The organism is Gottfriedia acidiceleris (genome assembly GCF_004138285.1).
GTDB classification, from domain to species: domain Bacteria; phylum Bacillota; class Bacilli; order Bacillales; family Bacillaceae_G; genus Gottfriedia; species Gottfriedia acidiceleris_A.
This window is the reverse complement of sequence record NZ_SCFN01000007.1, coordinates 189,485-214,488: the sequence shown is the minus strand read 5'-3', so window position 1 is coordinate 214,488 and position 25,004 is coordinate 189,485. Positions and strand designations below refer to the sequence as shown.

General features: G+C 31.0%; 29 protein-coding genes and 1 pseudogene. 22 read left to right on the top strand and 8 right to left on the bottom strand.

Going from position 1 to position 25,004, the window contains the following annotated elements; genetic code table 11:
* Positions 1–83: 83 nt before the first annotated feature.
* Positions 84–299: pseudogene (locus EP747_RS12975) on the top strand (RtcB family protein); the annotation flags it as partial.
* A 329-nt stretch (positions 300–628) separates the two neighbouring features.
* Positions 629–1,588 (top strand): RtcB family protein, encoded by a 960-nt coding sequence (locus tag EP747_RS12970; RefSeq protein ID WP_129690560.1) that lies wholly within the window; start codon positions 629–631, stop codon positions 1,586–1,588.
* A 760-nt stretch (positions 1,589–2,348) separates the two neighbouring features.
* On the opposite strand, the gene EP747_RS12965 is transcribed toward EP747_RS12970, so the two are convergent.
* Positions 2,349–2,837, bottom strand: a complete 489-nt coding sequence (locus tag EP747_RS12965; protein WP_129690558.1) for a GNAT family N-acetyltransferase — start codon at positions 2,835–2,837, stop codon at positions 2,349–2,351.
* Between the two features lie 146 nt (positions 2,838–2,983).
* On the opposite strand from EP747_RS12965, the gene EP747_RS12960 reads away from it, so the two are divergent.
* From EP747_RS12960 to EP747_RS12950, 3 genes are all read left to right on the top strand, one after another.
* Positions 2,984–3,346 (top strand): VOC family protein, encoded by a 363-nt coding sequence (locus tag EP747_RS12960; protein WP_129690556.1) that lies wholly within the window; start codon positions 2,984–2,986, stop codon positions 3,344–3,346.
* 29 nt (positions 3,347–3,375) lie between these two features.
* Positions 3,376–3,897: a hypothetical protein gene (locus tag EP747_RS12955; protein ID WP_129690554.1), complete on the top strand. Its 522-nt coding sequence runs from the start codon at positions 3,376–3,378 to the stop codon at positions 3,895–3,897.
* A 140-nt stretch (positions 3,898–4,037) separates the two neighbouring features.
* Entirely contained in the window at positions 4,038–4,802 is a 765-nt protein-coding gene (locus EP747_RS12950) for a 2-phosphosulfolactate phosphatase (RefSeq protein ID WP_129690552.1), read from the top strand.
* A gap of 18 nt (positions 4,803–4,820) precedes the next feature.
* Here the strand turns inward: EP747_RS12950 and EP747_RS12945 are convergent, their stop codons facing one another.
* Positions 4,821–6,080, bottom strand: a complete 1,260-nt coding sequence (locus EP747_RS12945; RefSeq protein ID WP_129690550.1) for a TolB domain-containing protein — start codon at positions 6,078–6,080, stop codon at positions 4,821–4,823.
* A gap of 155 nt (positions 6,081–6,235) precedes the next feature.
* Here EP747_RS12945 and EP747_RS12940 point away from each other — a divergent pair, with 155 nt between their 5' ends.
* Positions 6,236–6,652 (top strand): NUDIX hydrolase, encoded by a 417-nt coding sequence (locus tag EP747_RS12940; RefSeq protein WP_129690548.1) that lies wholly within the window; start codon positions 6,236–6,238, stop codon positions 6,650–6,652.
* 48 nt (positions 6,653–6,700) lie between these two features.
* Here the strand turns inward: EP747_RS12940 and hpt are convergent, their stop codons facing one another.
* Positions 6,701–7,228, bottom strand: a complete 528-nt coding sequence (gene hpt / locus EP747_RS12935; protein WP_069033270.1) for a hypoxanthine phosphoribosyltransferase — start codon at positions 7,226–7,228, stop codon at positions 6,701–6,703.
* A gap of 172 nt (positions 7,229–7,400) precedes the next feature.
* Between hpt and EP747_RS12930 the strand changes: the two genes are divergently transcribed.
* Both EP747_RS12930 and EP747_RS12925 read left to right on the top strand, forming a co-directional pair.
* The gene (locus EP747_RS12930; RefSeq protein WP_129690546.1) at positions 7,401–8,939 is read left to right on the top strand and encodes an FAD-dependent oxidoreductase; all 1,539 of its coding nucleotides are present in this window, start codon (positions 7,401–7,403) and stop codon (positions 8,937–8,939) included.
* 32 nt (positions 8,940–8,971) lie between these two features.
* Positions 8,972–9,739 carry an SDR family oxidoreductase gene (locus EP747_RS12925; RefSeq protein WP_129690544.1) on the top strand — a complete coding sequence of 256 codons (768 nt, stop codon included), beginning with the start codon at positions 8,972–8,974 and terminating at the stop codon, positions 9,737–9,739.
* Between the two features lie 203 nt (positions 9,740–9,942).
* Here the strand turns inward: EP747_RS12925 and EP747_RS12920 are convergent, their stop codons facing one another.
* Positions 9,943–10,485, bottom strand: coding sequence for a GNAT family N-acetyltransferase (locus tag EP747_RS12920; protein ID WP_129690542.1), 543 nt, complete (start codon positions 10,483–10,485; stop codon positions 9,943–9,945).
* A gap of 162 nt (positions 10,486–10,647) precedes the next feature.
* Between EP747_RS12920 and EP747_RS12915 the strand changes: the two genes are divergently transcribed.
* The 7 genes from EP747_RS12915 (at position 10,648) to EP747_RS12885 (ending at position 17,040) form a co-directional block, all read left to right on the top strand.
* On the top strand, positions 10,648–11,100 hold the full coding sequence (locus EP747_RS12915) for a VOC family protein (protein WP_129690541.1): 453 nt from the start codon (positions 10,648–10,650) through the stop codon (positions 11,098–11,100).
* Positions 11,101–11,358: 258 nt separating this feature from the next.
* Positions 11,359–11,703 (top strand): SHOCT domain-containing protein, encoded by a 345-nt coding sequence (locus EP747_RS12910; protein WP_129690540.1) that lies wholly within the window; start codon positions 11,359–11,361, stop codon positions 11,701–11,703.
* Positions 11,704–11,745: 42 nt separating this feature from the next.
* A complete protein-coding gene (locus tag EP747_RS12905; protein ID WP_129690538.1) occupies positions 11,746–12,657 on the top strand; it encodes an AEC family transporter in 912 nt (303 codons plus the stop codon).
* A 136-nt stretch (positions 12,658–12,793) separates the two neighbouring features.
* Positions 12,794–13,375, top strand: coding sequence for a Gmad2 immunoglobulin-like domain-containing protein (locus EP747_RS12900; RefSeq protein WP_129690536.1), 582 nt, complete (start codon positions 12,794–12,796; stop codon positions 13,373–13,375).
* Between the two features lie 889 nt (positions 13,376–14,264).
* Positions 14,265–14,933, top strand: coding sequence for a response regulator transcription factor (locus EP747_RS12895; RefSeq protein WP_056471929.1), 669 nt, complete (start codon positions 14,265–14,267; stop codon positions 14,931–14,933).
* A gap of 14 nt (positions 14,934–14,947) precedes the next feature.
* The gene (locus EP747_RS12890) at positions 14,948–16,336 is read left to right on the top strand and encodes a HAMP domain-containing sensor histidine kinase (RefSeq protein ID WP_129690534.1); all 1,389 of its coding nucleotides are present in this window, start codon (positions 14,948–14,950) and stop codon (positions 16,334–16,336) included.
* A 242-nt stretch (positions 16,337–16,578) separates the two neighbouring features.
* Positions 16,579–17,040 (top strand): hypothetical protein, encoded by a 462-nt coding sequence (locus EP747_RS12885; protein WP_129690532.1) that lies wholly within the window; start codon positions 16,579–16,581, stop codon positions 17,038–17,040.
* Between the two features lie 77 nt (positions 17,041–17,117).
* Here the strand turns inward: EP747_RS12885 and EP747_RS12880 are convergent, their stop codons facing one another.
* Positions 17,118–17,654: a DUF4269 domain-containing protein gene (locus EP747_RS12880; RefSeq protein ID WP_129690530.1), complete on the bottom strand. Its 537-nt coding sequence runs from the start codon at positions 17,652–17,654 to the stop codon at positions 17,118–17,120.
* Positions 17,655–17,799: 145 nt separating this feature from the next.
* Between EP747_RS12880 and EP747_RS12875 the strand changes: the two genes are divergently transcribed.
* Positions 17,800–18,441 carry an alanyl-tRNA editing protein gene (locus tag EP747_RS12875; protein ID WP_129690528.1) on the top strand — a complete coding sequence of 214 codons (642 nt, stop codon included), beginning with the start codon at positions 17,800–17,802 and terminating at the stop codon, positions 18,439–18,441.
* Between the two features lie 147 nt (positions 18,442–18,588).
* Here EP747_RS12875 and EP747_RS12870 read toward each other — a convergent pair whose 3' ends face one another.
* Entirely contained in the window at positions 18,589–19,413 is an 825-nt protein-coding gene (locus EP747_RS12870) for an aldo/keto reductase (protein ID WP_129690526.1), read from the bottom strand.
* 285 nt (positions 19,414–19,698) lie between these two features.
* On the opposite strand from EP747_RS12870, the gene EP747_RS12865 reads away from it, so the two are divergent.
* Positions 19,699–20,262 carry a beta-class carbonic anhydrase gene (locus EP747_RS12865; RefSeq protein ID WP_129690524.1) on the top strand — a complete coding sequence of 188 codons (564 nt, stop codon included), beginning with the start codon at positions 19,699–19,701 and terminating at the stop codon, positions 20,260–20,262.
* Between the two features lie 775 nt (positions 20,263–21,037).
* Here the strand turns inward: EP747_RS12865 and EP747_RS12860 are convergent.
* Positions 21,038–21,823: a carbonic anhydrase gene (locus EP747_RS12860; RefSeq protein ID WP_165347035.1), complete on the bottom strand. Its 786-nt coding sequence runs from the start codon at positions 21,821–21,823 to the stop codon at positions 21,038–21,040.
* A gap of 88 nt (positions 21,824–21,911) precedes the next feature.
* On the opposite strand from EP747_RS12860, the gene EP747_RS12855 reads away from it, so the two are divergent.
* The 4 genes from EP747_RS12855 (at position 21,912) to EP747_RS12840 (ending at position 24,193) form a co-directional block, all read left to right on the top strand.
* Positions 21,912–22,619, top strand: a complete 708-nt coding sequence (locus EP747_RS12855) for a DNA alkylation repair protein (protein WP_129690684.1) — start codon at positions 21,912–21,914, stop codon at positions 22,617–22,619.
* Positions 22,620–22,677: 58 nt separating this feature from the next.
* Positions 22,678–23,190, top strand: coding sequence for a GNAT family N-acetyltransferase (locus tag EP747_RS12850; protein ID WP_129690520.1), 513 nt, complete (start codon positions 22,678–22,680; stop codon positions 23,188–23,190).
* A gap of 31 nt (positions 23,191–23,221) precedes the next feature.
* Positions 23,222–23,602, top strand: coding sequence for a hypothetical protein (locus tag EP747_RS12845; protein WP_129690518.1), 381 nt, complete (start codon positions 23,222–23,224; stop codon positions 23,600–23,602).
* A 75-nt stretch (positions 23,603–23,677) separates the two neighbouring features.
* Positions 23,678–24,193: a PCYCGC motif-containing (lipo)protein gene (locus EP747_RS12840; protein ID WP_129690516.1), complete on the top strand. Its 516-nt coding sequence runs from the start codon at positions 23,678–23,680 to the stop codon at positions 24,191–24,193.
* A 77-nt stretch (positions 24,194–24,270) separates the two neighbouring features.
* Here EP747_RS12840 and EP747_RS24240 read toward each other — a convergent pair whose 3' ends face one another.
* The gene (locus EP747_RS24240) at positions 24,271–24,432 is read right to left on the bottom strand and encodes a hypothetical protein (protein ID WP_165347033.1); all 162 of its coding nucleotides are present in this window, start codon (positions 24,430–24,432) and stop codon (positions 24,271–24,273) included.
* Between the two features lie 163 nt (positions 24,433–24,595).
* Between EP747_RS24240 and EP747_RS12835 the strand changes: the two genes are divergently transcribed.
* Positions 24,596–24,979 (top strand): ArsR/SmtB family transcription factor, encoded by a 384-nt coding sequence (locus EP747_RS12835; protein WP_129690514.1) that lies wholly within the window; start codon positions 24,596–24,598, stop codon positions 24,977–24,979.
* Positions 24,980–25,004: the final 25 nt, after the last annotated feature.

Here is a 25,004-nt window from a genome sequence, read left to right as displayed (position 1 = left end):
GAAAATCTAGAACTATTATTAAATGCTTTGAAATAGTTTAATAAAGTTAGGCCATAAAATAAAACTACCTGAAGGAGAACATGATGCTTACAGTTAAAGGCTCTTTTAATGAAGCTAAAATATTTACAGATAATGTGGAGCAAGGAGCAATTGGGCAAATTATTGAACTATGTAATCAAGAATTCGTGAAAAGTTCTAAAATTAGAATTATGCCTGATACTCATGCAGGTAAGGGATGTACAATTGGAACGACAATGACGATACAGGATAAAATCGTTCCAAATCTCGTTGGGGTTAACTAAAACGGCTCCAACTTTAAAAAACTCGCTCAATTGCTGGAAACCCTAACGTAAAATATAGTCGAGGGCAATCAGCAGCCAGAGGTTATGGTGACATAGTCAAATGGTTCAGAGACTTACACGTTGTTAGCAGACGATTGTGCAGAATATTTCACATCCTTTGCCTAATGTTGGATTAAAAAAGAATCCATCACTGAGAAGGACACTTTATATTTATGGAATATTAACACGGCGAGCCTACATAAGGAGCTGCATACTCCAATGATTGTAGAGAAGGTATAGTCCACTCTCTAAGAAATTAGAGGTTAAAGTACGATATAGGTTGTGGAATGGAAACAATAAGAGTTTCACAAAAAGAAATCGATTTTCAAAAACTGGATGTTGTCATTCGTAAACATGTTCCATCAGGGTTTTCAATTCGAAATAATAAGCATGAATTTGTGAAGAAAATTGATTTTTCAAAGCTGTACTGCTTTAAAGAATTAAATGAAACAAGAACAAAACTAAGCTTAGGATCGCTTGGTGGTGGAAATCATTTTATAGAATGTAATGCTGACGAAGACGGGAATATTTATTTTGTCATTCACTCTGGAAGCCGAAATTTAGGTAAAGTTGTAGCGGAATTTTATCAGAAAAAAGCGTATGAATTATTAAAGAGCCAGTCAGAAAATCGTTCAAAAGTCATTCAACAATTAAGGGATGAAGGTCGTGAAAAAGAAATTGAAGCTACCTTGAAAAATCTTCCGTCGCAATATATTCCAAAGGATTTAGCGTATTTAGAAGGAGTTTGGTTTGATCGATATATGCATGATATGGCAATTGCCCAAGAATATGCTTTATGGAACCGGAAGGCAATGATGGATGAGATCGTTAAGAATATGGATTTAACAGTTGTTGAACAATTTACGACTGTTCATAATTATATTGATATCGAAAATATGATTCTTCGTAAAGGGGCAATTTCTGCTCAAAAAGGTGAGAAAGTATTAATTCCGATCAACATGCGAGATGGTAGTTTGATTGCAATCGGAAAAGGTAACCCGGATTGGAATTATTCTGCCCCTCATGGTGCAGGTCGAATTCTCAGTCGCTCCAAAGCTAAGGCTACACTTTCACTTGATGAATTTAAAGAAACAATGAAGGATGTTTGGAGTACTTCAGTTTTAGAGAGTACACTAGATGAAAGTCCAATGGCTTATAAGGAAATGAAAGAAATCATTGAAAATACCAAGGATGCTATAGAAGTCATTAAAGTCATTAAACCACTTTATAATTTCAAAGCAAATTAAATATTTCTATATTACAAAATAAAGCCACCTATATGGTGGCTTTCATGCTTTTGAAAAAAGAATTTGTCAATTTAATAGTTGAATTGATCATTGATAAGTAAGTTGGGTCCTATTGATTTCCACTACAGGGTGCTCGCTTTCCATGGGGCGAGACCTGAGCCTCCTCGGCGGCGCCTGTGGGGTCTTTAGCCTTCCCGCTTCTCCCATAGAAGCCTGGCACCCTTTCGTTCCAATCAAGTTCTTTATAAAAAAATAATAATCTTAAAAACAATAGACTAGTCAATTGAACGAATGAATTACCCTTTATTAATCAAATTGTAACTTATGATGAAGACATACACATCTTTACAAATATTGATCGTCAAAAAAGAAGATATTTTAATTTTTGCAAGTTAGTTAAAACATTTATAAATCAACCAAAATCACTTGTTTATCAATAAGATGACAGATAAAACAATTATAAATAGACTATTTTTTTATAGATATTCATTTAATGTTTGTATTTTCAATATTGACGACAATATATTTCAACGGTCTGAAAGCCATCTATATGGTGACTTTAAGACTGTTTACTAATGAACCATTTATGAGCAAGGTATTATCACCTTTAAGCTTATCTACTAACTCATGAACCTGTTATGAGTTAGTGGTTTACAACTTTTAGCTTATTTACTAACTCATAAGCCTTTTATAAGCATTATAATTTCATTTTCTTGCTTTCTTAATTACTTAAAGCGAGCACAAGACAATATTTATTAAATTAATTTTCCATAATTTCGAACGTATCAAACTCTTGAATTGTCTTTTTATTCTTATCAACTCTTTCAGTAAAGTGGCCCTTTGTATAATAATGAATTACATTTCTCCAAAAAGCCTGGGCAGGTTCATTTTTTTCAATTTGTGAGATACTCCATTTTCCTGGAAACAGATTGAAAAGTTCTATTGCTACTTTTTTGCCAATACCTTTTCCTTTATATTTTTCAATAATAAAGAATTCTTCTATCCAATTTTTCTTAAGTTCTGTTGAAGCCTCAATTAAAGCGAATCCAATCAATTCTTCTTCATACAACACAAAAAAAGCGTGATAATCTAGTTCCTGCCAGTATTTTTCCAAATTAAACTTATGAAAAGATCCGTTTTCCCCGAGTTTAATTCCAGGAAGAAATTTAGTAAATTCATAAATATAAAATTGCATTAAATTGTGTAATTTTGATTCCTCTTCTTTTTTTACTTTAACGATTTTAATCAAAATTTTCTCCTCCAATTTCTCGTTTCAATATTTATAAATAATTGACTAATTATAGTAAAATCCCTTTATTTTTAGCATGAAATATAAAAGGAAATAGTTTACAAATGTTGAATAACTAGTAAGTAGTAAAAAAGGAGGACTTAGCTATGTCAGAGCATTTTAAAAGAATTGATACAGTTTTTCTGCAAGTAACTGATTTTGAGAAAGCGGTAGATTGGTATTGCTCGGTATTAGGTTTTTCGGTTAGATGGAACGATACGATGAATGGGTATGCAGCATTAAATATTGGGGAAACACCATTAACGTTAGTGAGAAAAACAAATCGAGTAGAAAATCCAAATACGCATATGAGTTTTAATTTTTATACTCCAAATATCGAACAAGCTTTTAATCATTTAAAAGAACACGATGTAGAAGTAGAGCAATTGAATGAAGATGGAACGTTTAAATGGTTTGAATTTAAAGATTTAGAAGGAAATCGTTTAGGTGTATGCTCTTTTCCTGAATAAAATAAATTTCTAAATAAGGAAGATATAAAATGAGTAAAAGCGTTATTACACATGTGTTGATTTTTGTAGCATTAGTGAGCATATTTACTTACATATCATTAAATTTTAATTCAAAAGAAAAAGCAGTTAGTTTCGCTATTCATAAGGATTTACCAGAATTAAAAAAAGTGGACTACAAATTGGTTAAGATTCCAAATAGTCCATACATTCTTTGTATTACTGATATACCGCATAGTATTTATATATTTAAAACATCATCTTTTTTAAATATTAATTTTGCTTCAATTTCAGGTGCAGAGCACTTGTATGCAGGAGATGGAAAGGGAATGCATTTTCTAAATGATCAACTAATTTTTGGATTTGATAAGGATCGACCTAAAGGAAAAGCAATATATGTAGATGGTGAAAAAATGAGAACGGTGTATCTGAACAAGTACTTTACAACAAGTAATTATAAGATGAATTATAATAATTTAGCGTTCTATTATCCTAATAAGCAGATGAAGACAACTAAAAATAGTTTAGGGTTTACTGAAGTTACATATCGTTAAACGTTTTTAGACTGCCCGCCAAACACTTGCAATCAGTCTGAAAACCTTATACTTTGTCTACACACTGATGCAATACTTTTAAAGAGTATTGCTTTTTCTATGTATGACGATTCTAAAAGATTAATAAAGGGGATGGAAAAATGTTCGATCAATCTAATTATGAATGCCGTGTAGAGTGGGGAAAAAGGGGAGCTAGGGAAGCAGCGGAACGAGGGGATATTACAATTATTGTTGATGTTCTTAGTTTTTCATCGACTGTTGTTTCAGCAGTATTTCAAAACGCAATCGTTTATCCATATCCACCAAATTTAGATGGAAAAGCTTATGCTAAAAAGATTGGAGCGGAGTATATTTTAGGAAGAAATGAAGCGGCAGTTTTAGGGAAGGCAACACTTTCGCCAGTCTCATTTAATGAAGGTCATGCCAATAATAAATTTGTTTTATGTTCACTAAATGGGGCATTTTGTTCATGGATCGCTTCAAAGGTGCCCGCGTTATTGATTGGTTCTTTACTTAATGCGTCTTCGGTTGCAAATTTGGCTAATCGCCTAAAAAACGAAAAAAATGTTAATATAACAGTCATTCCGTGCGGTGAGGTTTGGAATGATTTACATGAAAATGAGGATGCACTACGACCTTCTATTGAAGATTATTTAGGAGCAGGAGCAATTTTAGCAGAGTTAGAAGGAACAAAATCACCTGAAGCGGAAGTTTGTATTGGTGCGTTTCTTCACTCGAAACATAAAATTAAAGAATTGATTTGGGAATGTGGAAGTGGAAGAGAGCTAAGAATGAAGGGCTTTGAAGATGATGTTACGCACTGTAGTCAATTAAACCATTATAAAGTAGTACCAGTTTTACAAAATGATTATTTCATAGATGGTCTAGAAAAGGAAAAAGGATGAAATAAAATTCATCCTTTTTTAACGCTCAAAAATAGAATATGAACTAACATTTTTTAATAATATTTTAGGTTTACTACCATCCAAATTGGCGATCCATACATTACCGACAACATCTAATTCGCCTTTTCTGGTCCATGTTATTTTATTGGAAGACTTAGAGTAGACTGGGTTATAGTCTCCCTTTCCAGTTGGTGGATTAGTTATTTTTAATTGTTTATGAGTAGAAAGATTAATTACATTTAATGATGGTTTTGGTCGTTTCTTTTCATCATTTGACCACTCACTTTCTTTTACTCTTGAAACAACAATTGATGTATCATCACACCATGTAAATCCTAATTCAGCATAATGTGGTGGGGTTAAATTTGTAGATGTAAATGCTGGCATTTCAGTAATATTCATCTTTTTATTCTTGTATCCGAAAACTAATCTGCCTCCACCTGCAATGTACCCTAATATATTTTTAGTTTGAGCCCATTTTGGATTATCTAAATGTAAAATAATTTCATCTTGAACTTCAAAAACCTTTCCATCTGAAGAAATGATACAAAGCATGTCGCTATCCATAGACCAAGAAGCTGTTGGATTAACAATAAAAGAGATCCATTTTTGATCAGGCGAAAATTGAAATGTTGACGCATTTATGGACGGAATGGAAGTATTGCCTTTTGTTAAGGTTTTAGGAACAACAAAAAATTGTTTTACAGTGTTTGTTACGCTAGTAATATTTTTTAAATCATTTGGTAAGGTGATTTTATATAAAACCGGATTTGTCCAACCGTCCGGATTTAGCGCTGCGGCTGATGAAGCTATAAAGCCCTTACCGTTTGGAATCCAATTATAATCATCCACACCTAGTGCAATATTGTAAAAATTCTTAAAATCAGAAACATTCAACACACCACTATCTAGAAAAGCAAAAATATTTTTAGTAGGGGACCATTTTGGATTCTCACCGTCAGAAATCATCCTTTGTTCTTTTTTTGTTTTCATATTATAAATCCATATTTCTGAGCGAGTAGGATAAGATGCTGTAGGACCAGTAGGTATTTCTTTTTGGTACATTAAATAATTTCCATCAAATGACCACTCGGGCTGATTCGAATAAACCCCTTTTGCTTTTGTTATTTTTTCCTCTTTATTATTTAATTTTATCCATACGAATCCATCGCGAATAAAGGCAATTTTTAATGGGTTAGCAGTAGTTTCGGCGTAACTAAAGTTCGGAAAAATTAAACAAACAACTATAAAGAAAATGAGTAGTAATTTGCGATTCATAAATTCACCCCGTTTACTAATTTTGATTTATTTTTCCCAAGAAATTATATAAATATCAAAAGAACAATATTGTTAAGTCAATCATTTTCTACAGGATAAAACATTAAATGAACGAATAGATAAGTTATATAAAGTAACTAAAAGAGGTGCTTTTCATGGAGAAATGGATTGGGGCAGCTGGTATTTGTATCAATCGTAAAGGGCAGATTTTGATGGTTCTTCAAGGGAAGGCTGATGAACAAAAGCTTTGGGCTGTTCCATCAGGCGGTTTAGAAAAAAATGAATCGATTGATGAGTGTTGTAAAAGAGAGGTACTCGAAGAAACAGGATATGATGTTGAAGTAATTAAGCAATTGTATATAAAAGAAGGTATCTCATATGGTTTTCAAGTAGAAATATATTTTTTTGAGGTTAGAATTATTGGTGGTTATGCTAAAATCCAAGACCCTGATCAATTAATATATGAAATTGCTTGGAAATCAGTAGATGAAATTCTTGAATTAGAGCTTAGTTTTCCGGAGGATCGAAACTTATTAATCGATTTGATCAATAAAAAAGTTAACAAGGAATAAATTAAAAAGCCGTTTGATAAAAAATCAAACGGCATGTTTTTGTTTAAATTAATATTCTTCTACAGTTGCGATATACGGTAGATTTCGATACTGCTGTGCATAATCAATTCCATAACCAACGATAAACTCATCTGGAATGACAAAACCTACATAATCAACTGGTAGATCAATTTTTCTTCTTTCAGGTTTATCTAATAAAGTACAAATCTTAATCGATTTTGGCTTATGCATTTGAAGATGGTCACGTAAAAAGTGCAATGTTAGACCACTATCAATGATATCTTCTATTACCACGACGTTTTTATCTGTGATATTCTCATCTAAATCTTTTAGCAGTCTGACTTTTCCAGTTGATTCAGTTTGGTTACTATAACTGGAAACAGAAATAAAGTCTACATTAATATTACTTTTCATTTCACGAACTAAATCAGCTGCAAATACAAATGATCCTTTTAAAACAACTACAAGGATTAGGGGTTCGTTATTAAAGTCATGTTCAATTTGTTCAGCAAGTGCTTTTACTCTATTTTTTAAATCAGTTTCAGAAATTAAAGTATCTTTAATTCTATAAGCCATGTAAATTACCCTCTTTACTAATTATTAACTACTATTTTACTTTGTTAGATGAGCATTCATCATTATCTCCATTTTAACAATATTTACTAATTTGTAGTATTTAAAGTTAGTTTAATGAACATCCACCAATTTGGTAATAATAACCACATAACAAAAATGGAGGTATTCAAAGATGAATGAAAAGATTGATTATAATGGCTTGCCGAAGCATTCAAAGCCAATATGGAGAAGTGGGTTAAATATTCCTACTTTTGAACCGTATAACGATGATGAAGAGTTTGATACCGTAATCGTTGGTGCCGGAATAACGGGAATTTCAACTGCATATTTTTTAACACAAGCGGGAATGAAGGTTGCTCTACTTGAAGCGAATAAAATTATTAATGGAACAACCGGCCATACGACAGCAAAAGTAACGGCTCAGCATGATTTAATATATGATGAGTTAATTCAACACTTTGGATTAGAAAAGACAAAAATCTTTTATCATTCTACTAAAAATGCAATGGATTTTATTAGAAAGTATTCGAATGATAACCAAATAGATTGTAATTATGAAATCCAAGATGCAACGATTTATACGACTTCAGATGATTATGTAAGAAATCTAGAAAATGAATTGAAAGCATATGAAAAGTTAGGAATTGACTCATTTGGAGCAGTAAAAACATTATTACCTTTTGATACAAAATATTCGATTACAATGAGGGATCAAGCTCAGTTTCATCCACTAAAATACTTGATTCATTTATTAAAAGCTTCAATTGAAAACGGATTAAAGGTTTATGAAGAAACTGTAGTCATTGACGTTGAAACAGGTAACTGTCCAGTCGTAGTTACTCAAAGTGGAAGAAAAATTAAATGTAAGCATGTTGTTAGTGCATCACATTTTCCTTTTTACGATGGTAATCAAATGTTTTTTACGAAATTACATGCTGATCGTTCATATGCCCTAGCTGCAAAAGTAAAAACAGCATATCCAGGTGGCATGTACATAAGTGCGGAAAATCCAAAAAGGTCTCTAAGATCATTTAAATATAATAATGAAGAATTAGTACTAATAGGTGGAGAAAGTCATAAAACTGGTGTAGAAACTCGTACAATGAGTTTTTATGAAAATTTAAAGCTCTTTGGTGAAGAAACCTTTGGAATTGAAGATGTAAAATTCAGATGGTCTACCCAAGATTTAATCACTTTAGATAAAATGCCTTATATTGGGAGACTATCATCAAAACATCAAAACATTTACGTTGCCACAGGTTTCCGTAAATGGGGTATGACAAGTGGAACAGTCTCTGCCCAGTTAATTAGTAATTTAATTTTAGAAAAAGAAGCAGTTGATGCTGATGTGTTCTCTCCTTCGAGATTTCAAGCAGACCCTAGTATCAAGCATTTCTTAATGCAAAACCTAGATGTAGCTAAACATTTAATTGAAGGAAAATTAGAACCTGTTTCTAGAAAAATAGAAGAGTTATACAATGATGAGGGCTCAGTAGTAACACTAGATGGGAAAAGAGTTGGAGCATATAAAGATGTAAATGGTAAAGTTCATTGTGTAGACACAACTTGTACTCATTTAGGTTGTGAGGTCGAATGGAATAATGGTGAAAAATCATGGGATTGTCCTTGCCATGGCTCAAGATTTTCAATTTATGGTGACGTATTAGAAGGCCCAGCCGATCAACCTTTAAAACAAGTTTTTGTTCAATAACATAAAAATAGAAAAATTAATGAGGAGAAACTATGCGGGAAAATAAAATAGCAATTATTACAGGTGCAAGTCGGTTAAATGGAATCGGAGCGTCAATCTGTCATTTATTAGCTGATAATGGGTTTGATATCTTTTTTACGTATTGGACTAAATACGATACTGAAATGCCTTGGGGAATTGAGTTAAATGAGCCACTTAAATTGAAAAATGACTTACTTGCAAAAGGTGTACGAGTATTTAGTCTAGAGCTTGATTTAACAAAAGAAGATTCACCTAACCTATTATTTGAGTATGTGATAAAAGAACTCGGTTTTCCAAGAGTACTAATTAACAATGCAGCTTATTCAACAAATAATGATTATTCGAATTTAACTTTTCAAGAACTAGATAAGCATTATAAAGTGAATATTCGAGCGGCAACCATTCTAAGTACACTATTCACACAAAAAATTAAGTTTAAAAGTGGTGGAAGAATTATAAATCTGACATCTGGACAATTTAAAGGAGCAATGCCAGGGGAACTTGCTTATGCTACAACAAAAGGAGCAATAGATGCATTAACAATAACATTATCAGCTGAAGTTGCTAAATTAGGTATAACAGTTAATGCTGTTAACCCAGGTCCAACAAATACTGGATGGATGACAGATGAAATCAAAAAAGAATTAACGCCTCTTTTTCCTTTCGGAAGAATAGGAGAGCCAAGTGATGTCGCTAAGCTAATTAAATTCCTTGTAAGTGAAGATGCTGATTGGATAACAGGTCAAATAATCCATTCTGAAGGTGGCTTTATAAGATAATATAGAGGATGTCTCAATAGGAATGTTGCGACATCCTTTTTTTTGTAAAAATACCGAGTAGTCCTTGGTAAACGTTATATTTGAGCGTGAAGCAACATATTATTTTTTAAATCTATTAACGGTAGTGTAGTAATGGCAGACGAAGGGGATGCATCTTTTAAATAAATAAAATTAAGGCTGTCTAATGATAATTAGGCAGTCTTTTATTTAATTTGTTCATATTCCATCACATAACAATCTCTATATTGGCCTTCATGTAACTTATGTTTCGGAAGTAATCGAATTTTTTTAAATCCACTTTTTTCGTAGCATTTAATCGCGCGTACATTCCATGTTTGTGGATCTACTACTACTTTTTTTGCGTTTTGATTATTAACTAAGAAATTCAACATTGATGAGACAAGTAAACTTCCAATCCCACGATTCCAAAAATCAATTTCGCCAATAAATTGATCCATTCCGTAAATAACTTCACTTGTATTTTCATATCCATATTCAATTTTTGATTCATCGTCTAATTTATAAAATTGTATATAGCCAATCTCAATATTTTCATAAACTACAATACACATTTGAATAGAGGGATCTTTAGTAAAAAAAATACTTTTAACTTTTTCAGCGTTGAACGGATTATCACGACCTTCATAATATTGAAGAACTTTAGGATTCGAAAGCCATTTTGCAAGAAGGGGAACATCACTTTCTTTTAATTGACGAATAGTAAGCTTATTTTTTTGGAAAATCAAGTACAAACCTCCTTACATTTGGAATATAAAGTTAATGAAATCATATCATCTTGGGATATTCTCGAGGAGTATTAAATTTGGAATTTTTTAAAAATAAAGAGCTTAATGCTAAAATATAAATATTTATAAAATCAAATTTATTTAATGAGAGGGGAAAAAGCGATGATTAAAAGTATATATGAAACTCATTTAGAAGTGAGGAATTTAGAGGAATCCATTATGTTTTACGAAAAACTAGGTATTAAGCTTGCTCATAAAATTGAAGAAAGAAGAGTAGCTTTCTTTTTTATTGGTGAGAACAAACAAATGCTCGGTATATGGGAAGTAGAGAAAGGCAAGGACTTTCACACAGGTCACTTCGCTTTTGGGGTAAGTCTACATGAACTAGAGAATAGTATTGAATGGCTAAAAGAGAGAGGGATTCAACCGACTGAAAACTTTTTTGGATTAAATCCAATTGAACCAGTTGTACATACTTGGATGCCAGCAGCAAGTGTTTATTTCCGAGATCCTGATGGAAATAGTTTAGAATTTATTTCACTTCTTGATGGAGAATCTGTAAAAACAAATGAAGTTCTTTATTTAAGTGAATGGAAAGAAAAATATTCAAAATAATTCTTTTGATTTTAGTTTTAAAAAATGGTGTGAAATCATATTATCTCAAAACTGTCATTGAATATAAAATAGTGTAAATAAGGTAATAAAAAATTTAAAAAATCACCTAATTAGGTGGTTTTTTATTTTTGCAATAGGTATTTAAACATAATTTGTCGAATATAGTATTTCGAAAGCAAAATAATATATTATCAAATTTAACCGACAAAACTTCTATTTCATTCAGAAATTAATTTTAAAATGAAAAGAGGTGGAAATTTGAGAAAGATTCGAGTTAAACCAAGTAAAGGGCAGTCATTTTTAGGCTTAATGATTGGCATTATTTTTATTGTCCTCGGTTTTACAATTATAATACCAAAAGCTGGTTTGGTCGGATTGCTTTGGACCGGAATTGCACTAATGATTACGATTATCAATGGATATAACGTTTTTAGTGATCGTGGTATATCAAATTATGAAGTAAATGTTGAAGAGTATATTACAAGAGAGAAAGAGGACTTTGAAGTGAAACTTCGTAAATTAAATAAATTAAAAAATGACGGGGTAATCACAGAAAGTGAATTTCAGAAACAAAAGGAAAAAATTTTTAATCGAGAAATGTAGAAAAAATAAAAAGCGTTTTATCATCTGAAAGAAGGAAAAGAAATGGTAATAAAATTACTACTAGAAGTTATGCTACCTCTATTTTTTTATGTTATATTAGGCTATTTATTTAATCGTCTTTTTAAACTTCACTTACGTACTTTAACAACCCTCTTAGTTTATTTATTTCTTCCAGTAGCAGTATTTATGAAAATATTTGATAGTCCGTTATCTGGTAAAGTTGCAGGTGGTGTTTTATTTTACTTGGTTATTCAATTTGTCTTCATGTCTCTAATTTCAACATTAATATGTAGATGGAGAGGAATTGAAAAATCTATGCAAGGTACATTTGCTAATAGCATCGCATTAAATAATTCAGGAAATCTTGGATTACCAGTAAATGCGTTAGTTTTTAAAAATGATCCTTTTGCATTGAGTATTGGAGTTTTAATCGTTTTGTTTCAAAATATAATGACGTTTACTGTTGGGGTATATAATGCAGAGGCTTCAGTCCAAATGAAAGAAGCAATTTTGAAAATGCTTAAGCTACCAATCATATATAGTGTAGCACTTGGCTTTATCCTTCAAATATCTCATGTGAAATTAAATCATGAATTGGTCACCATTTTAAATCCTATTACTGAATCATTCGCCCCATTTGCGTTAATTACACTTGGAGCTCAATTAGCTGAATCGGGGAAAGAAATTAGCTGGAACAATTTAGCGATTAGTAACTTCTTAAGATTAATTGGTGGTCCGATTATTGCATTTGCTCTTATAAAAATTTTCGGTTTTGAAGGCGTGGTTGCAAAAGCCCTCTTTATAGGTAGTGCCTTTCCAAGTTCAAGAAACAGTGCATTACTATCATTCAAAGGTCCGCATGCAAGTTTTGCAGCACAAACTGTTATTACCTCAACTATATTAAGTAGTCTAACTTTACCGATTGTAATACAACTTGCTAGTACGTTTTTTTAATGTTTTAAAAATTCATTCCTATTCCTAGAAGTCCACCTCGGTCAAAAAGCATTTCATCTTTTATTAAAAATAAATATTTTGATTCAGAACAATATTTGATCTGCAGCAATAAATTAATTTAGGGGTGATTAATAGAATGAAAAGATTTTTATTTATTGGACTTATAATTTTAAGCATATTCTGTTTAACAAGCTGTCAGTCAAGTGACTACGGTAATGGCAAAAAAGATGATCAGTCATCACAAGTTGATAAGGGCAATACACCGGATACGGACAAAAATACTGATAAGGGTAATACACCAGATAAAGACAAAAATACAGATAAAGGAAATACACCAGATAAGGGAAATAATAATCCGCCAAAAAAAGATAAAACTAAGCCACCAGTTAAAGTATTTACACCAGTTGAAAACGATGCATTTAAAGTCACTTCAGTCGTAAATGACTCAACAGGTAAAAATGTGTTAATTGTTGAAGGGAAAGCTAGTGTTTTTGAAGCAACATTTCTTTATCGAATAGAAGATGGTCATAATGTATTAGCGGAAGGTCACACAATGACTGATATGGGTGCTCCAGAATGGGGGAACTTTAAATTAGTAATTAATTATAATCAGCCAACTAGTCCAAATGGGGTACTTACACTATATGTAGCAAGTGCAAAAGATGGCCAACCAGAACATATACTAAATATTCCAATTCAGTTTCCTAATTATAAATAAGTTAGGAAAAGCAGGAAATCAATAGTCTCCTATGTTAACTAATTCATTAAAAAATTACACACTTAGTAAAAAATGACTTTAGGAAATATAACGTATAATTGAACAATAAGTGAAATTTATTGATAAATTTATGAACTATGTTGATTTAGAATTGATTTTAGATAATAATATTACCGTAAAATATTTTATTAAAATTGTTTGGACATTCTGTGAGCACAAATTGAGAAGATATATTTTTGTTTTTTGATTTTTAGGGTAATCTCTTCTTTTTTGACTCTTTTAATATCTTTCTTTATAACTTGAATACTTATTCTATATGTTTTAAATATAAACTTTTTTTGATGAATATGTTGATTGGAACGAAAGGATGCTCGACTCCTATGGGAAATGCGGGAAGGCTGAGACCCCGCAGGCGCGCCGAGGAGGCTCAGGTCTCGCCCCATGGAAAGCGAGCATCCTGTAGTGGAAATCAACCTCACACAACTTCTTTTACAATGATAAATTGGTCGATTCATTTTTCAAATTCTTTTTTCAGCATGAAAATGACTTTAGCAAATGCTAAAGCCATTTTTTTTTGAAAATCTTAAGAAATTAACTTTAAAAATTACATAAATTAAGCGGAAATAAAATAGCTTTTACCTTATCTTTTGAAAAGCTTTAAATATATTCTTAAATAAATTTTAATCGTTTTTAAGTGTAATTATTAGAAAATGTACACAATAGGTAGTAATATCAAGATTATTAAGTTTAAATATTAAAAATTTCTAATAAAACTCTAATTGAATTTTAAAATATTCGTAAAGCCATTTTCATCTTAAACAGATATCCTTATACAATACAAATAATAATTTTATAGATGTTATTATAAAAAAAATGAGGGATAAAATAAATGAAAAAAATATTAATTATAGAAGATGAGAAAGAATTAGCAAATTTTATACGATTAGAATTAGAGTATGAAGGAAATGAAGTTCATATTTCAAATGATGGTAGAGACGGTTTAAACCTAGCGATCGACCAAGAATTTGACTTAATCTTGCTTGATTTAATGCTACCTAATTTAAGTGGAATTGAAGTTTGTAGAAGAATTAGAGCGCATAAAGACACTCCAATTATTATGATTACAGCAAGAGACAGTGTTTTTGATCGAATTTCTGGTTTAGATAGTGGTGCAGATGATTATATTTCAAAACCATTTGTTATTGAAGAACTTTTAGCTCATATGCGAGCAATCTTTAGACGAATCGATCGTTCAACAAATTTACACTGCTTAAAGTTTAAAGATTTGTCATTAGATTCTGCAGCTCGTGTTGTTAAAAAAGATGAAGCGATTATAGATTTAACTAAAAAAGAATTCGATTTATTGTATTTATTAATGAGCAATGTAAATCGTGTATTAACTAGAGAAATTTTATTAGAAACTGTATGGGGCTATGGCTCTACAATTGAAACAAACGTAGTGGATGTTTATATTAGCTACTTAAGAACAAAACTAGATGATAAAAACAATACCTATATTCACACTGTAAGGGGTACTGGGTATGTAATGAGGATGTAGAGGTGAATCTTACCTTGTTAAATAAGCTTTCGATTAGATGGAAAATAACAATTACAATCGCTGTGCTTATGTTTTTCATATTTACATTATGTAATCTTATTCAATCTGCTTTAATTCAAATGTCTGTAATGAATCAGCAGCAACATCGAATTGAAAAAAGATTAAATGAAACGTCAGCTTATTTAGATGAAGAATATAAAACGAAGAAACCGAATGCTAGCTCTTTAGTAGAAAATAAAGTGTATTTTGAAAAAATTATACAAAATAATGAAATGATTCGATTATTAGATAAAGATGGAAAAGTAATTTTTACAGTTTCTAGAAAAATGCCTAAAATTCATATTAATAAAAATGCCTTCGGGGAAATTCAAAAATATAGATTACACAATCAAGAAATTATAATTAAGAGTAAGGCATTACATTATAAGAATTTTGACGGCGTATTAGAAGTTGCAATGAATGTAGAAATCTTTTCGAAATTAATTAAAGAATCTTTCATGATTCTCATTCTAGGAACAACCATTTCATTAATTTTAAGTATTTTAAGCGGTTATTTCTTATCTAAAAAAATATTAAATCCTATTAAAAATTTAAATCAAACAATGATTAAAATAAAAAATAATCAATTAAAAGAGCGGGTTTTTGTAGGGGAAACAAAAGATGAGTTATCTGAACTCGGTCTACTTTTTAACAAAATGATGGATGAGTTAGAGGCATCAATTACAAGACAAAAGCGATTTGTTGAAGATGCTTCTCATGAATTAAGAACACCTTTAGCAATCATTCATGGTCACTTATCACTAGTTAATCGCTGGGGGAAAAAAGACGAAACTGTTTTAGAAAACTCAATAAATACCTGTATTAATGAAACAAACAGAATGATTATTTTAACGAATGAGCTTCTTCAGTTGACGAAGCTAGAGAAAAATAGTGAAAAAATTGAACAGTATGCTCCAACAAATATTAATGAAGTTTTAAATGAAATCATGAACAATTATCAGTTGTTACATGAAGATTTGGAAATTCACTTCCATACTCCTAATCAAATTATTGATAAAGCAAATATTGCAAGAGAACATTTAATGCAAATATTAATTATTTTGTTTGATAATGCTGTTAAATACAGTAAAGAACATACCATAATTGACATTACTACAGCTCAAGTTGCAAACAAGATCGAAATCAAAGTGAAAGACAACGGTATCGGTATTAAAGAAGAAGATATCAATCATATATTTGACCGATTTTATCGAGCTGATAAAGCAAGAAGTCGAGCTAACGGTGGTAATGGTTTAGGCTTATCAATAGCAAAAGACCTAATTGAAAATTACGGTGGAAATCTACAAATTACTAGTGAAAATGGCGAAGGAACAACTGCCCTCATCACTTTAAACACAATTTAGATAAGATGGAGTATCTAAAATCTCCAAAAAGAAGTAAAACCACAAGATATGTAACAGATCTTGTGGTTTTTTAGTATTTAATAATATTTTTGAAGCTATTTAATCATCAATAATTTAGACTAAATTTATTCGTATACTAACCTGTTTTAGGTGTAAATCTCGCCAATTTAATAGTTTACTGCCTTATTTTATGATAAAGTTGAATAAAAAGAAAATTCTTGTAATTCGGAGGGAGAACAAAGATGAGCTTTGTTAGTATTGCTATAAATAATGCAATTATGATTGAAAGTCTACGTAGTGCTGGTGTAGAAAACATTCAGTTAATAAACGCTGTGAAGGAAGAGAATATCGAGTTTTTAAACCAATATGGTAATGGTTTTCCTGACTGGGAAACATTAATAAATCTGTACAAAAACAATGAAGAGAATTTTAATAAAATTGTTAATGAGGGCTATCAAATCAAATTTCTAACAAAAGGCTCATTAATGACTTTATTAAGATATAAATTTGGCATTGAAGTTGAAAAAGATTATGAAGATATGGGAACTGCAATTAAAGGAATTTATTTATCTGAAGAAGCAATCAATCTAATTAAACATACTCTTGCAGCAAATTGGAAGTTAAGTACATATGTAGATGAAAAAGATGGGCTTAAAAAAATACGTATTGAATTAGTCAAAAGTAGTGAAATTGTAACAAAGTAAGTTATAGGGATTAATTAGAAGAGGGACAATTTATAGAAATTGTTCCTTTTTCTTTACTCAATTATTACATCATATACTTACACTAATACTGCTCCTAGTCTAATTCCATATTTAATTAATTCATCATATGGTTCACCTTCTAAACCTAAAATTTTACAAAACGCTGGTTCTGTTTTATAGCCTTCTTTTTTTAGTTTAATAATCTTATCTTTGATAGTTGGATTTTGTTTCAAAATAAACTGCTCAATTATTAAATGAAGATAAGCATTTTGTTTATTAGATGGGACTGGTTGTCCAAAAATTTCAATTTCAAATCCCTCATAATTAAAATTTGCAGTAATAGTTGGGACGCCTCTTACAAGTGATTGTGAAATTCGGAATTGTTTTTGCTTTTCATAACTATTTTTTAATAGTTTTTCAAATGAGTTGAAGTCATGTACCTCTGTAATAATATCTAAATCAGAACCTTCTATGTCAATCCCAATTGGAATCGTTCCACACAGTATAGGATTAAAATCCTTAAGTTCATTCAGAATATTTAATCGGGATAAAGTTACATATGCATGCTGTTGTTTAAGACTACCATTTTTTAAATAATCAATTGAAAGAAACATTTAGACTCCTTTCATATTAAATAAATTAAGTTAGAGCTTATTTAGTATAATACGTAGTTTACAAAAATAAAAATGGAAATCATCTTAATAAAGGTAAACAATAGTGAATAGAATTCAAAATCAAAAATTAATAAGGAGTAAAACGATGGGAGTAAAAAAACTTTTTTGGGAAGATCCTTATCTTACAAAAGCCTCTGCAATTGTTACGGAAGTAGATGGTAGGGAGGTTACTTTAAACCAAACTATTATTTATGCTTTTTCGGGTGGGCAACAATCAGATTCTGGGAGAATTGGAGATTATGAGGTGATTGAAGCTAAGAAGGAAGGATCAGAAATTAGATACACCTTACCAGAAAATCATGATCTTCAAAAAGGACAGGAGGTAGTGATAGAGATCGACTGGGAGAAACGATATCGAATTATGAAGTTACATTTTGCCGCGGAAATCATCTTGGAGCTAATGTATCAAAACTATAATGAGCCTGAAAAAATTGGTGCAAATATTACTTGTGATAAAGCTAGAATTGATTTTTATTGGGATGGAAAAATCTCGGAAACATTCCCACTTTTAGAGAAGAAAGCTAAGGAGCTCATTAAAGCAAATTTGGAAATAAATAGTGAGTTTGATGACCTAAAAAATCAAAGAAGATATTGGGAAATCAAAGGCTTTGGTAAAGTTTCGTGCGGTGGGACACATATTAAGAGAACAGGAGAAATTAAAGAAATAAAGCTAAAACGAAACAATATAGGGGGAGGGAAAGAACGGATCGAAATTTATTTAATTTGATTATATAAATTAATTAATTCAGTAAAAATGAATTTTAAGTTCGTGCCATAAGAATCTCAGGGATAAGAAAAAATGGCTACCTTTCAAAAGACTGGTAGCCGTTTCTAATTCTTTATTATAAATTTCCTCTACGCCCAAACCTGCCTCTTAGAAATCAAAATTATCAGGGTCTGGACCTACACGTTTATTTGCATCAAGTGTAGCAATTAGTTCCATATCATTTGATGAAAGCTCGAAGTTGAATACTTCAAAGTTTTCTTGAATTCGTGAAGGTGTTATTGATTTAGGAATAACAATTACATTGCGTTGTAAGTGCCAACGGATGATGACTTGGGCAGTTGTTTTACCATATTGATCCGCAATCTCTTTTATAACAGGATTTGTTAAAGCTTCGCCACCTTGCATTAATGGGCTCCATGCTTCTAATGCAATACCGTTTTTAAGACAATATTCATGTAATTCGTTTTGTTGGAACATTGGGTGCAATTCGACTTGATCGACCATTGGTTTAATATTGCGATGAGCTGCAATATCATCCAAGTGATGGACATGAAAATTTGAAACACCAATTGCTGGCACAAGCTTTTCATCGTAAAGTCTTTCTAATGCTTTATATGTATCTAAATATTTTTCTTTTACTGGCCAGTGAATTAAATAAAGATCAACGTAGTCCAAGCCTAATTTTTTAAGACTTTCTTCATGAGCTTTTAAAGTTGTATCATAACCTTGATCAGCATTCCAAACTTTTGTTGTAATAAAAAGTTCATCACGGGAAACGCCAGATTGGCGAATTGCTTCACCTACTTGCTCTTCGTTTTGATAGACAGCTGCAGTATCAATATGACGATAACCTACTTCGATAGCTGTTCGGACTGCATCTACACCATCTTCTGGTGACACACGCCACACACCTAAACCTAATTGAGGCATTTTAACTCCATTATGTAATGCAATAGAATGTTCAAACTTCATTTTAATTCCCTCCTTATTAAAGACTAAATCTAGTGTACATTATAAACTTTAAAAATAAAAAAATTTTGATAGAAATTAATGGTAATTTAAAAATACCTCTACTCTATTGATTAAATATCAATAATGATCATGAATCACTGAAAAAAATAAATTTATCGGGATAAATGAAAACATAATTTTAGAATAATACTATAAATGAATGCAAATTGGTTGTATATTTTGAGCTTTTCCTTCAATATAGGTATAGAAAAAAGCTCTTAATATTTGTTTGGAGGGAATTTTTTTATGTTAGATCAGATTTTAGATTTTAATAAGAAGTTTGTTGAGAATAAGGAATATGAGCAATACATAGCTTCAAAGTTTCCGAATAAAGAGGTTGTAGTTGTTACATGTATGGATACACGTTTAGTTGAGCTTTTACCAAAGGCTCTTGATATTAGAAACGGTGACGTGAAAATGATTAAAACAGCTGGTGCAGTTATTGCGCATCCGTTTGGTTCAGTTATGAGAAGTATTCTAGTTTCAATCTATGAGCTAGGTGCGAAAGAAGTATTAGTAATCGGTCATCATGAGTGTGGAATGGGTAATACGAATCCAGCACGAATGAAAGAAAAAATGGTTGAACGAGGAATTAAAGAAGAAAACTTGGAGATTTTAGGTTTTTCAGGTCTAGATTTAGATAAATGGTTAACTGGTTTTACGAATGTATACGACAGTGTTAACCACAGTGTTTCAATTATTAAAAACCATCCACTTGTTCCAAAAGAGGTTGAAATTCATGGTTTAGTAATTGACCCACATACAGGAAAATTAGAAGTAGTTCATCGAGATGAAAAAACTGCTGAATAACGATTTAAACAAAAAAGTTATCCTTTAAGTAGGATAACTTTTTTCATGCTGTTGAAAAACAATCTTGTCAATTAATTACCAAATTTTCGTAAAGGAGAAGGATGTGGTTGATTTCCACTACAGTATGCTCGCTTTCCATGGGGCGAGACCTGAGCCTCCTCGGCGCCGCCTGCGGGGTCTCAGCCTTCCCGCTACTCCCATAGGAGTCGAGCATCCTTCCGTTCCAATCAACTTATTCATCAAAAAAAGTATATAATAATTACCTAATCAAATAGCCTTTACTTAGAGTAAAGTATCTTGATCTTTATTAAACAGTCTGTAGGTTATTTAATATCGAACATTAAAAAAATCATCCAAAAATAATAAATTAATCAAGACTAGTCAATCGAAGAATTAATTACCCTTTTTTATTCAAACTATAACTTATGATGACGGCTTACACATCTTTACAAAATATTGATTGTCAAAAAAAGAAGATATTTTAATTTTTGCAAGTTAGTTAAAACATTTATCTATCAACCAAGATCACAGATTAAACAATAATAAATAGACTATTTTTTCATATAAATTCATTTAATATTGTATTTTTCAATATTGACTACAATATATTTCAACACTCTGAAAAAAGTTATCCTTTAAGTAGGATAACTTTTTTTTGTTGTTGAAAAAGAAGATGGTAACTAAATAAGAATTGTCATGTTGAATTCCACTACAGGATGTTATAAATAATTATTTTCAACATCCAGCAATTATAGATATTATGAACCGGTTATGTTTACCAAGATTCAAATAAATCTCTACCATTTAATGGCTGAACGGGACGGCTATTTGGATCGAAATAATTTTGATAAGAATGGATTTGTTCTTCGGAAAATTGTATAGGTTTGTTAAAGACTATCCATTTAATTCCTTCAGTACAAGGAGGAGTTGAAAAAGAGCCATTGTACGAAACTTTTTTACTTGTATACGGAATAAACGATTGTAAATTTATTTTTACAACTTTTCCCTCCTGGTCTTCTTCCAATGAATTTGTATTAATTATTTTTTGGAATTCTTTATTCAATCTACCACGATCAACAAGTACCCCGATGGTAATAATAGATTTATTTTTATTTTCATTTATAAAATGAATTTCTAAATCACTTTGTTTCCCATTTATTGTATGCTCACTTGGAGTATGGAAATGAAATTGTTGTAATGTATAGTTTGTTCCATTTAAATTAATTGAGTTGGAGTGATGAACCGGAACGAATTCTACGGTGTACTGCGACCTTTCTATTTTAAAAAGATCATTATGATAGTTTATTCCTAAAGGTAGTGATTTTTTAATAGTTTGATCTATATTAACTGGAGATTGTTGTTTACCATTGGAACATAGTGCATATTCTTTATTGATTGAACTCCAATAATTAGGTCCGGTTTTTCCTGTGTAAGACCAGTCTTCATTTCTTGCAGTTGCAACTGCTGATTTATTTAGATGAATCTCATGCACGATCTTACTATTTGAACAGGCTGAGAGTGTAAAACTGAATAGTATGATGAATAGAAAAAAATAGTTCATTGTATACTTTCCTTCCTTGATATGTATGATAGGATACATTTTAGACAACGATGTTACGGAACAAACATTTATTAAGGGGGAGAAGATGATGACATTAGAAGAAGTTATGAAATCATTAGAGGAAATGGGCACTGAGCAAACGAAAAAAACTTTTTTGCGACATGGTGCCAAGGAACCATTCTTTGGAGTTAAAATTGGCGATATGAAAAAGCTTGTTAAATACGTTAAAAAGGATCAGGAATTAGCATTATCACTTTTCCATACAGGAAATTCAGATGCGATGTATTTAGCGGGTTTATCAATTAATCCAAAATTAATGACAAAAGAACAGCTTCAAAATTGGGCGAAAGAAGCTCATTGGTATATGATTGCTGAAAGTATTGTAGGTGCTGTTGCAGCAGAAAGCCAGTATGCAATCGAATTAGCTAGAGAATGGTTGAAGTCAGATAATGAATTAATTGAAAATTGTGGATGGAGTACTTATAGTCATTATTTATCAATTGCACCAGATGAAGAGATTGATAAAGAAGAAGTTCGTAAATTACTTAATTATATTGAAAATAATATACATACTTCAAAAAATAGAGTTCGTTATACGATGAATGGGTTTGTAATTGCAGTTGGAAGTTTTGTACCAAGTCTTACAGTTGAAGCAATGATGGTTGGTCAAAAGATTGGAAAAGTCCATGTGGACGTAGGAGATACGGCTTGTAAGGTACCTCTAGCGACTGATTATATTGAAAAGGTTGAAGCGAAAGGAAAGCTTGGAATTAAGAAAAAAACATGTATTTGTTAATTTGATAGGTCACCTATTTTTTGGTGACTTTTTTATTTGAAAGTAACAGGAGATAACCATGATTATAAAATCAAATAGACTATATTTAAGAAAGCTTAAAATGGATGACCTAGATCATTTACACAAACTACAATCTAATTCGAATGTAATGAGATACATAACGAATCGTCCCAAAACAATAGAAGAAACTAAAAATGAATTAATTAAGATTCTTCAAATGTATATGGAGAAAAATACTGATTTTGAAGTGATGGCATTTTGTAAAAATGAGACTAGTCAATTGGTTGGAACATGCGCGGTCATAAAAAATGAAGCAGATGAGTTTGAAATAGGCTATCGATTAGCTGAAGAAGAATGGGGAAATGGTTACGGCTCTGAAATTGCTAGTTTAATAGAAGATTATTGTTTTGGAATTAGAAAGTTAAATTTTATAGTAGCTACTGTTGAAGCAAAAAATATTTATTCAGTAAAAATCCTTGAGAAAAAAGGATTTAATTTAATTTTAGAAGCAAATGATGATGAAAATGGTGAATTAACTAAATATTATCGTAAAGACCGTCATAATTATTAGAAATCATCAAATTAACTAAAAGGAGAATCTAATGGACGTTAATATCCATTTTGATGAATATCACTTAGTTTCTACCATCATTATTACGCTAGTAAATTATATTACTCTTGGCTTTTTACTATTTTGGATCTATCGAACAAATGATTTCAAGCCAGAAGTATGGAAGGCTATTATTGCAATGCTTATCGGTTTATTTGTCTTTAGTATTAATTTGAATTTTGATCAATACCGAATTGAAATACCAATTTTACCACTTGGATTTTGGATTTTAATGTGGATCTGTAAACGTAATGATAATCAGGAACGATGGGAAAAATATAGACGTTTTGCATGGACTGGTTTTTTGATAAGATTTTTCTTTTTATTTACAAGTTTATTGCAAATATTGATCAATTCAGTTATTTATTCATAGTTGATGCTAAAGCATTTGTTTTCCACTCCAATAATTATTAAAATATGATTAACGTACTTTTATTGGAGGAAAAGGATGAAACGAAAAATAATTCATAATGTACTTTCAGCTTTAACGATTTCCATTTTGTTAACAGGATGCAGTAATCAACAAGCTGAAACGAAGACAACAAAGAACCACGAAAATCATGCTGAACATATTCAAACAAGTGATATAAGAGAGCAAACAATCAATAAAGAAACTTTGCCTAAGTTTTTAGGCGATAAAGAACAACAGATTCAACAAATTTATATGGTGGCCGCACAACATGCTAACTTACTTAAAAATATTCCATGTTATTGTGGTTGCGGTGAAAGTGTAGGTCATAAAAGTAATTTAGATTGCTTTATTCATGAAGTAAAAGAAGATGGTTCAATCGTGTGGGATAGCCATGCAACTTCATGCGTGAACTGTATGGAGATTGCAGTTGAATCAGCGAAATTACAGCAAGAGGGAAAAACGCCTCTAGAAATTCGAAAATACATTGATAATAAATACAAAGATGGTTATGCCAAGCCTACAAATACACCAATTCCCTCTGAACAGGGTTAAATATGTGGTATAGGAAATAAAAGTCAGACAGTTACTAAGGAATTCTTGTAACTGTCTGACTTTTTTATTTCTAATGTTTATTCCTGCACTAAAGCTCGATCAATCTTTGTAATTTCTTCAAATAATGCTTGATGCTCTGTTTTATAAGGAGGAGTTGTTCCTAATTTTTTTTCGATTAAGAAGGTAAATATTACGGCTACTAAGCAAATTCCCCAAAAAAGATATCCGATTAGAGTCATTAAATTTTCTCCTTTTGTATGCATTACTAATCATTTCTTTATCATATGTAATATTCCTTTAAATTTTACAAATAATATTTTGACACATATGAACAATCACTCATATAATATAAGTATAGAAAACATATGAATGATTGTTCATGTATTCATAGGAGGACAGTTTATGATTGAAGAAAAGAAGAAAGTTGACGAAGTTTGTGAAGAAGCTTGTCAACAAACGGTTATGCATGAGGATATAATTCTTTCAGTAAAAGAAAGTATGTTAAATATTGAAACACTGACAGGAGTAGCAGAACTTTTTAAAGTTCTTGGAGATAAGACGAGAACGAGAATATTACATGCATTGAGTCAATCTGAGATGTGTGTATGTGACCTAGCTTATTTATTAGAAATGACTCAATCATCTATATCTCATCAGTTACGTGTATTAAAACAAGCGCATTTAGTAAAAAATCGTAAAGAAGGTAAAGTAGTTTATTATTCGTTAGAAGATGATCATGTTACGCAAATTTTCAATCAAGCACTAGAGCATATTTTAGAGGATTAATATAGGTGTTTTTTGAGAGAGGAGT

What these genes read in the sequence shown, in the direction of transcription:
- EP747_RS12970 (WP_129690560.1), top strand. Translation starts at nt 629, where the DNA reads ATGGAAACAATAAGAGTTTCACAAAAAGAAATCGATTTTCAAAAACTG.
- EP747_RS12960 (WP_129690556.1), top strand. Translation starts at nt 2,984, where the DNA reads ATGTCAGAGCATTTTAAAAGAATTGATACAGTTTTTCTGCAAGTAACT.
- EP747_RS12955 (WP_129690554.1), top strand. Translation starts at nt 3,376, where the DNA reads ATGAGTAAAAGCGTTATTACACATGTGTTGATTTTTGTAGCATTAGTG.
- EP747_RS12950 (WP_129690552.1), top strand. Translation starts at nt 4,038, where the DNA reads ATGTTCGATCAATCTAATTATGAATGCCGTGTAGAGTGGGGAAAAAGG.
- EP747_RS12945 (WP_129690550.1), bottom strand. Translation starts at nt 6,080, where the DNA reads ATGAATCGCAAATTACTACTCATTTTCTTTATAGTTGTTTGTTTAATT.
- EP747_RS12940 (WP_129690548.1), top strand. Translation starts at nt 6,236, where the DNA reads ATGGAGAAATGGATTGGGGCAGCTGGTATTTGTATCAATCGTAAAGGG.
- hpt (WP_069033270.1), bottom strand. Translation starts at nt 7,228, where the DNA reads ATGGCTTATAGAATTAAAGATACTTTAATTTCTGAAACTGATTTAAAA.
- EP747_RS12930 (WP_129690546.1), top strand. Translation starts at nt 7,401, where the DNA reads ATGAATGAAAAGATTGATTATAATGGCTTGCCGAAGCATTCAAAGCCA.
- EP747_RS12925 (WP_129690544.1), top strand. Translation starts at nt 8,972, where the DNA reads ATGCGGGAAAATAAAATAGCAATTATTACAGGTGCAAGTCGGTTAAAT.
- EP747_RS12915 (WP_129690541.1), top strand. Translation starts at nt 10,648, where the DNA reads ATGATTAAAAGTATATATGAAACTCATTTAGAAGTGAGGAATTTAGAG.
- EP747_RS12905 (WP_129690538.1), top strand. Translation starts at nt 11,746, where the DNA reads ATGGTAATAAAATTACTACTAGAAGTTATGCTACCTCTATTTTTTTAT.
- EP747_RS12900 (WP_129690536.1), top strand. Translation starts at nt 12,794, where the DNA reads ATGAAAAGATTTTTATTTATTGGACTTATAATTTTAAGCATATTCTGT.
- EP747_RS12895 (WP_056471929.1), top strand. Translation starts at nt 14,265, where the DNA reads ATGAAAAAAATATTAATTATAGAAGATGAGAAAGAATTAGCAAATTTT.
- EP747_RS12885 (WP_129690532.1), top strand. Translation starts at nt 16,579, where the DNA reads ATGAGCTTTGTTAGTATTGCTATAAATAATGCAATTATGATTGAAAGT.
- EP747_RS12880 (WP_129690530.1), bottom strand. Translation starts at nt 17,654, where the DNA reads ATGTTTCTTTCAATTGATTATTTAAAAAATGGTAGTCTTAAACAACAG.
- EP747_RS12875 (WP_129690528.1), top strand. Translation starts at nt 17,800, where the DNA reads ATGGGAGTAAAAAAACTTTTTTGGGAAGATCCTTATCTTACAAAAGCC.
- EP747_RS12870 (WP_129690526.1), bottom strand. Translation starts at nt 19,413, where the DNA reads ATGAAGTTTGAACATTCTATTGCATTACATAATGGAGTTAAAATGCCT.
- EP747_RS12865 (WP_129690524.1), top strand. Translation starts at nt 19,699, where the DNA reads ATGTTAGATCAGATTTTAGATTTTAATAAGAAGTTTGTTGAGAATAAG.
- EP747_RS12860 (WP_165347035.1), bottom strand. Translation starts at nt 21,823, where the DNA reads ATGAACTATTTTTTTCTATTCATCATACTATTCAGTTTTACACTCTCA.
- EP747_RS12855 (WP_129690684.1), top strand. Translation starts at nt 21,912, where the DNA reads ATGACATTAGAAGAAGTTATGAAATCATTAGAGGAAATGGGCACTGAG.
- EP747_RS12850 (WP_129690520.1), top strand. Translation starts at nt 22,678, where the DNA reads ATGATTATAAAATCAAATAGACTATATTTAAGAAAGCTTAAAATGGAT.
- EP747_RS12845 (WP_129690518.1), top strand. Translation starts at nt 23,222, where the DNA reads ATGGACGTTAATATCCATTTTGATGAATATCACTTAGTTTCTACCATC.
- EP747_RS12840 (WP_129690516.1), top strand. Translation starts at nt 23,678, where the DNA reads ATGAAACGAAAAATAATTCATAATGTACTTTCAGCTTTAACGATTTCC.
- EP747_RS24240 (WP_165347033.1), bottom strand. Translation starts at nt 24,432, where the DNA reads ATGACTCTAATCGGATATCTTTTTTGGGGAATTTGCTTAGTAGCCGTA.
- EP747_RS12835 (WP_129690514.1), top strand. Translation starts at nt 24,596, where the DNA reads ATGATTGAAGAAAAGAAGAAAGTTGACGAAGTTTGTGAAGAAGCTTGT.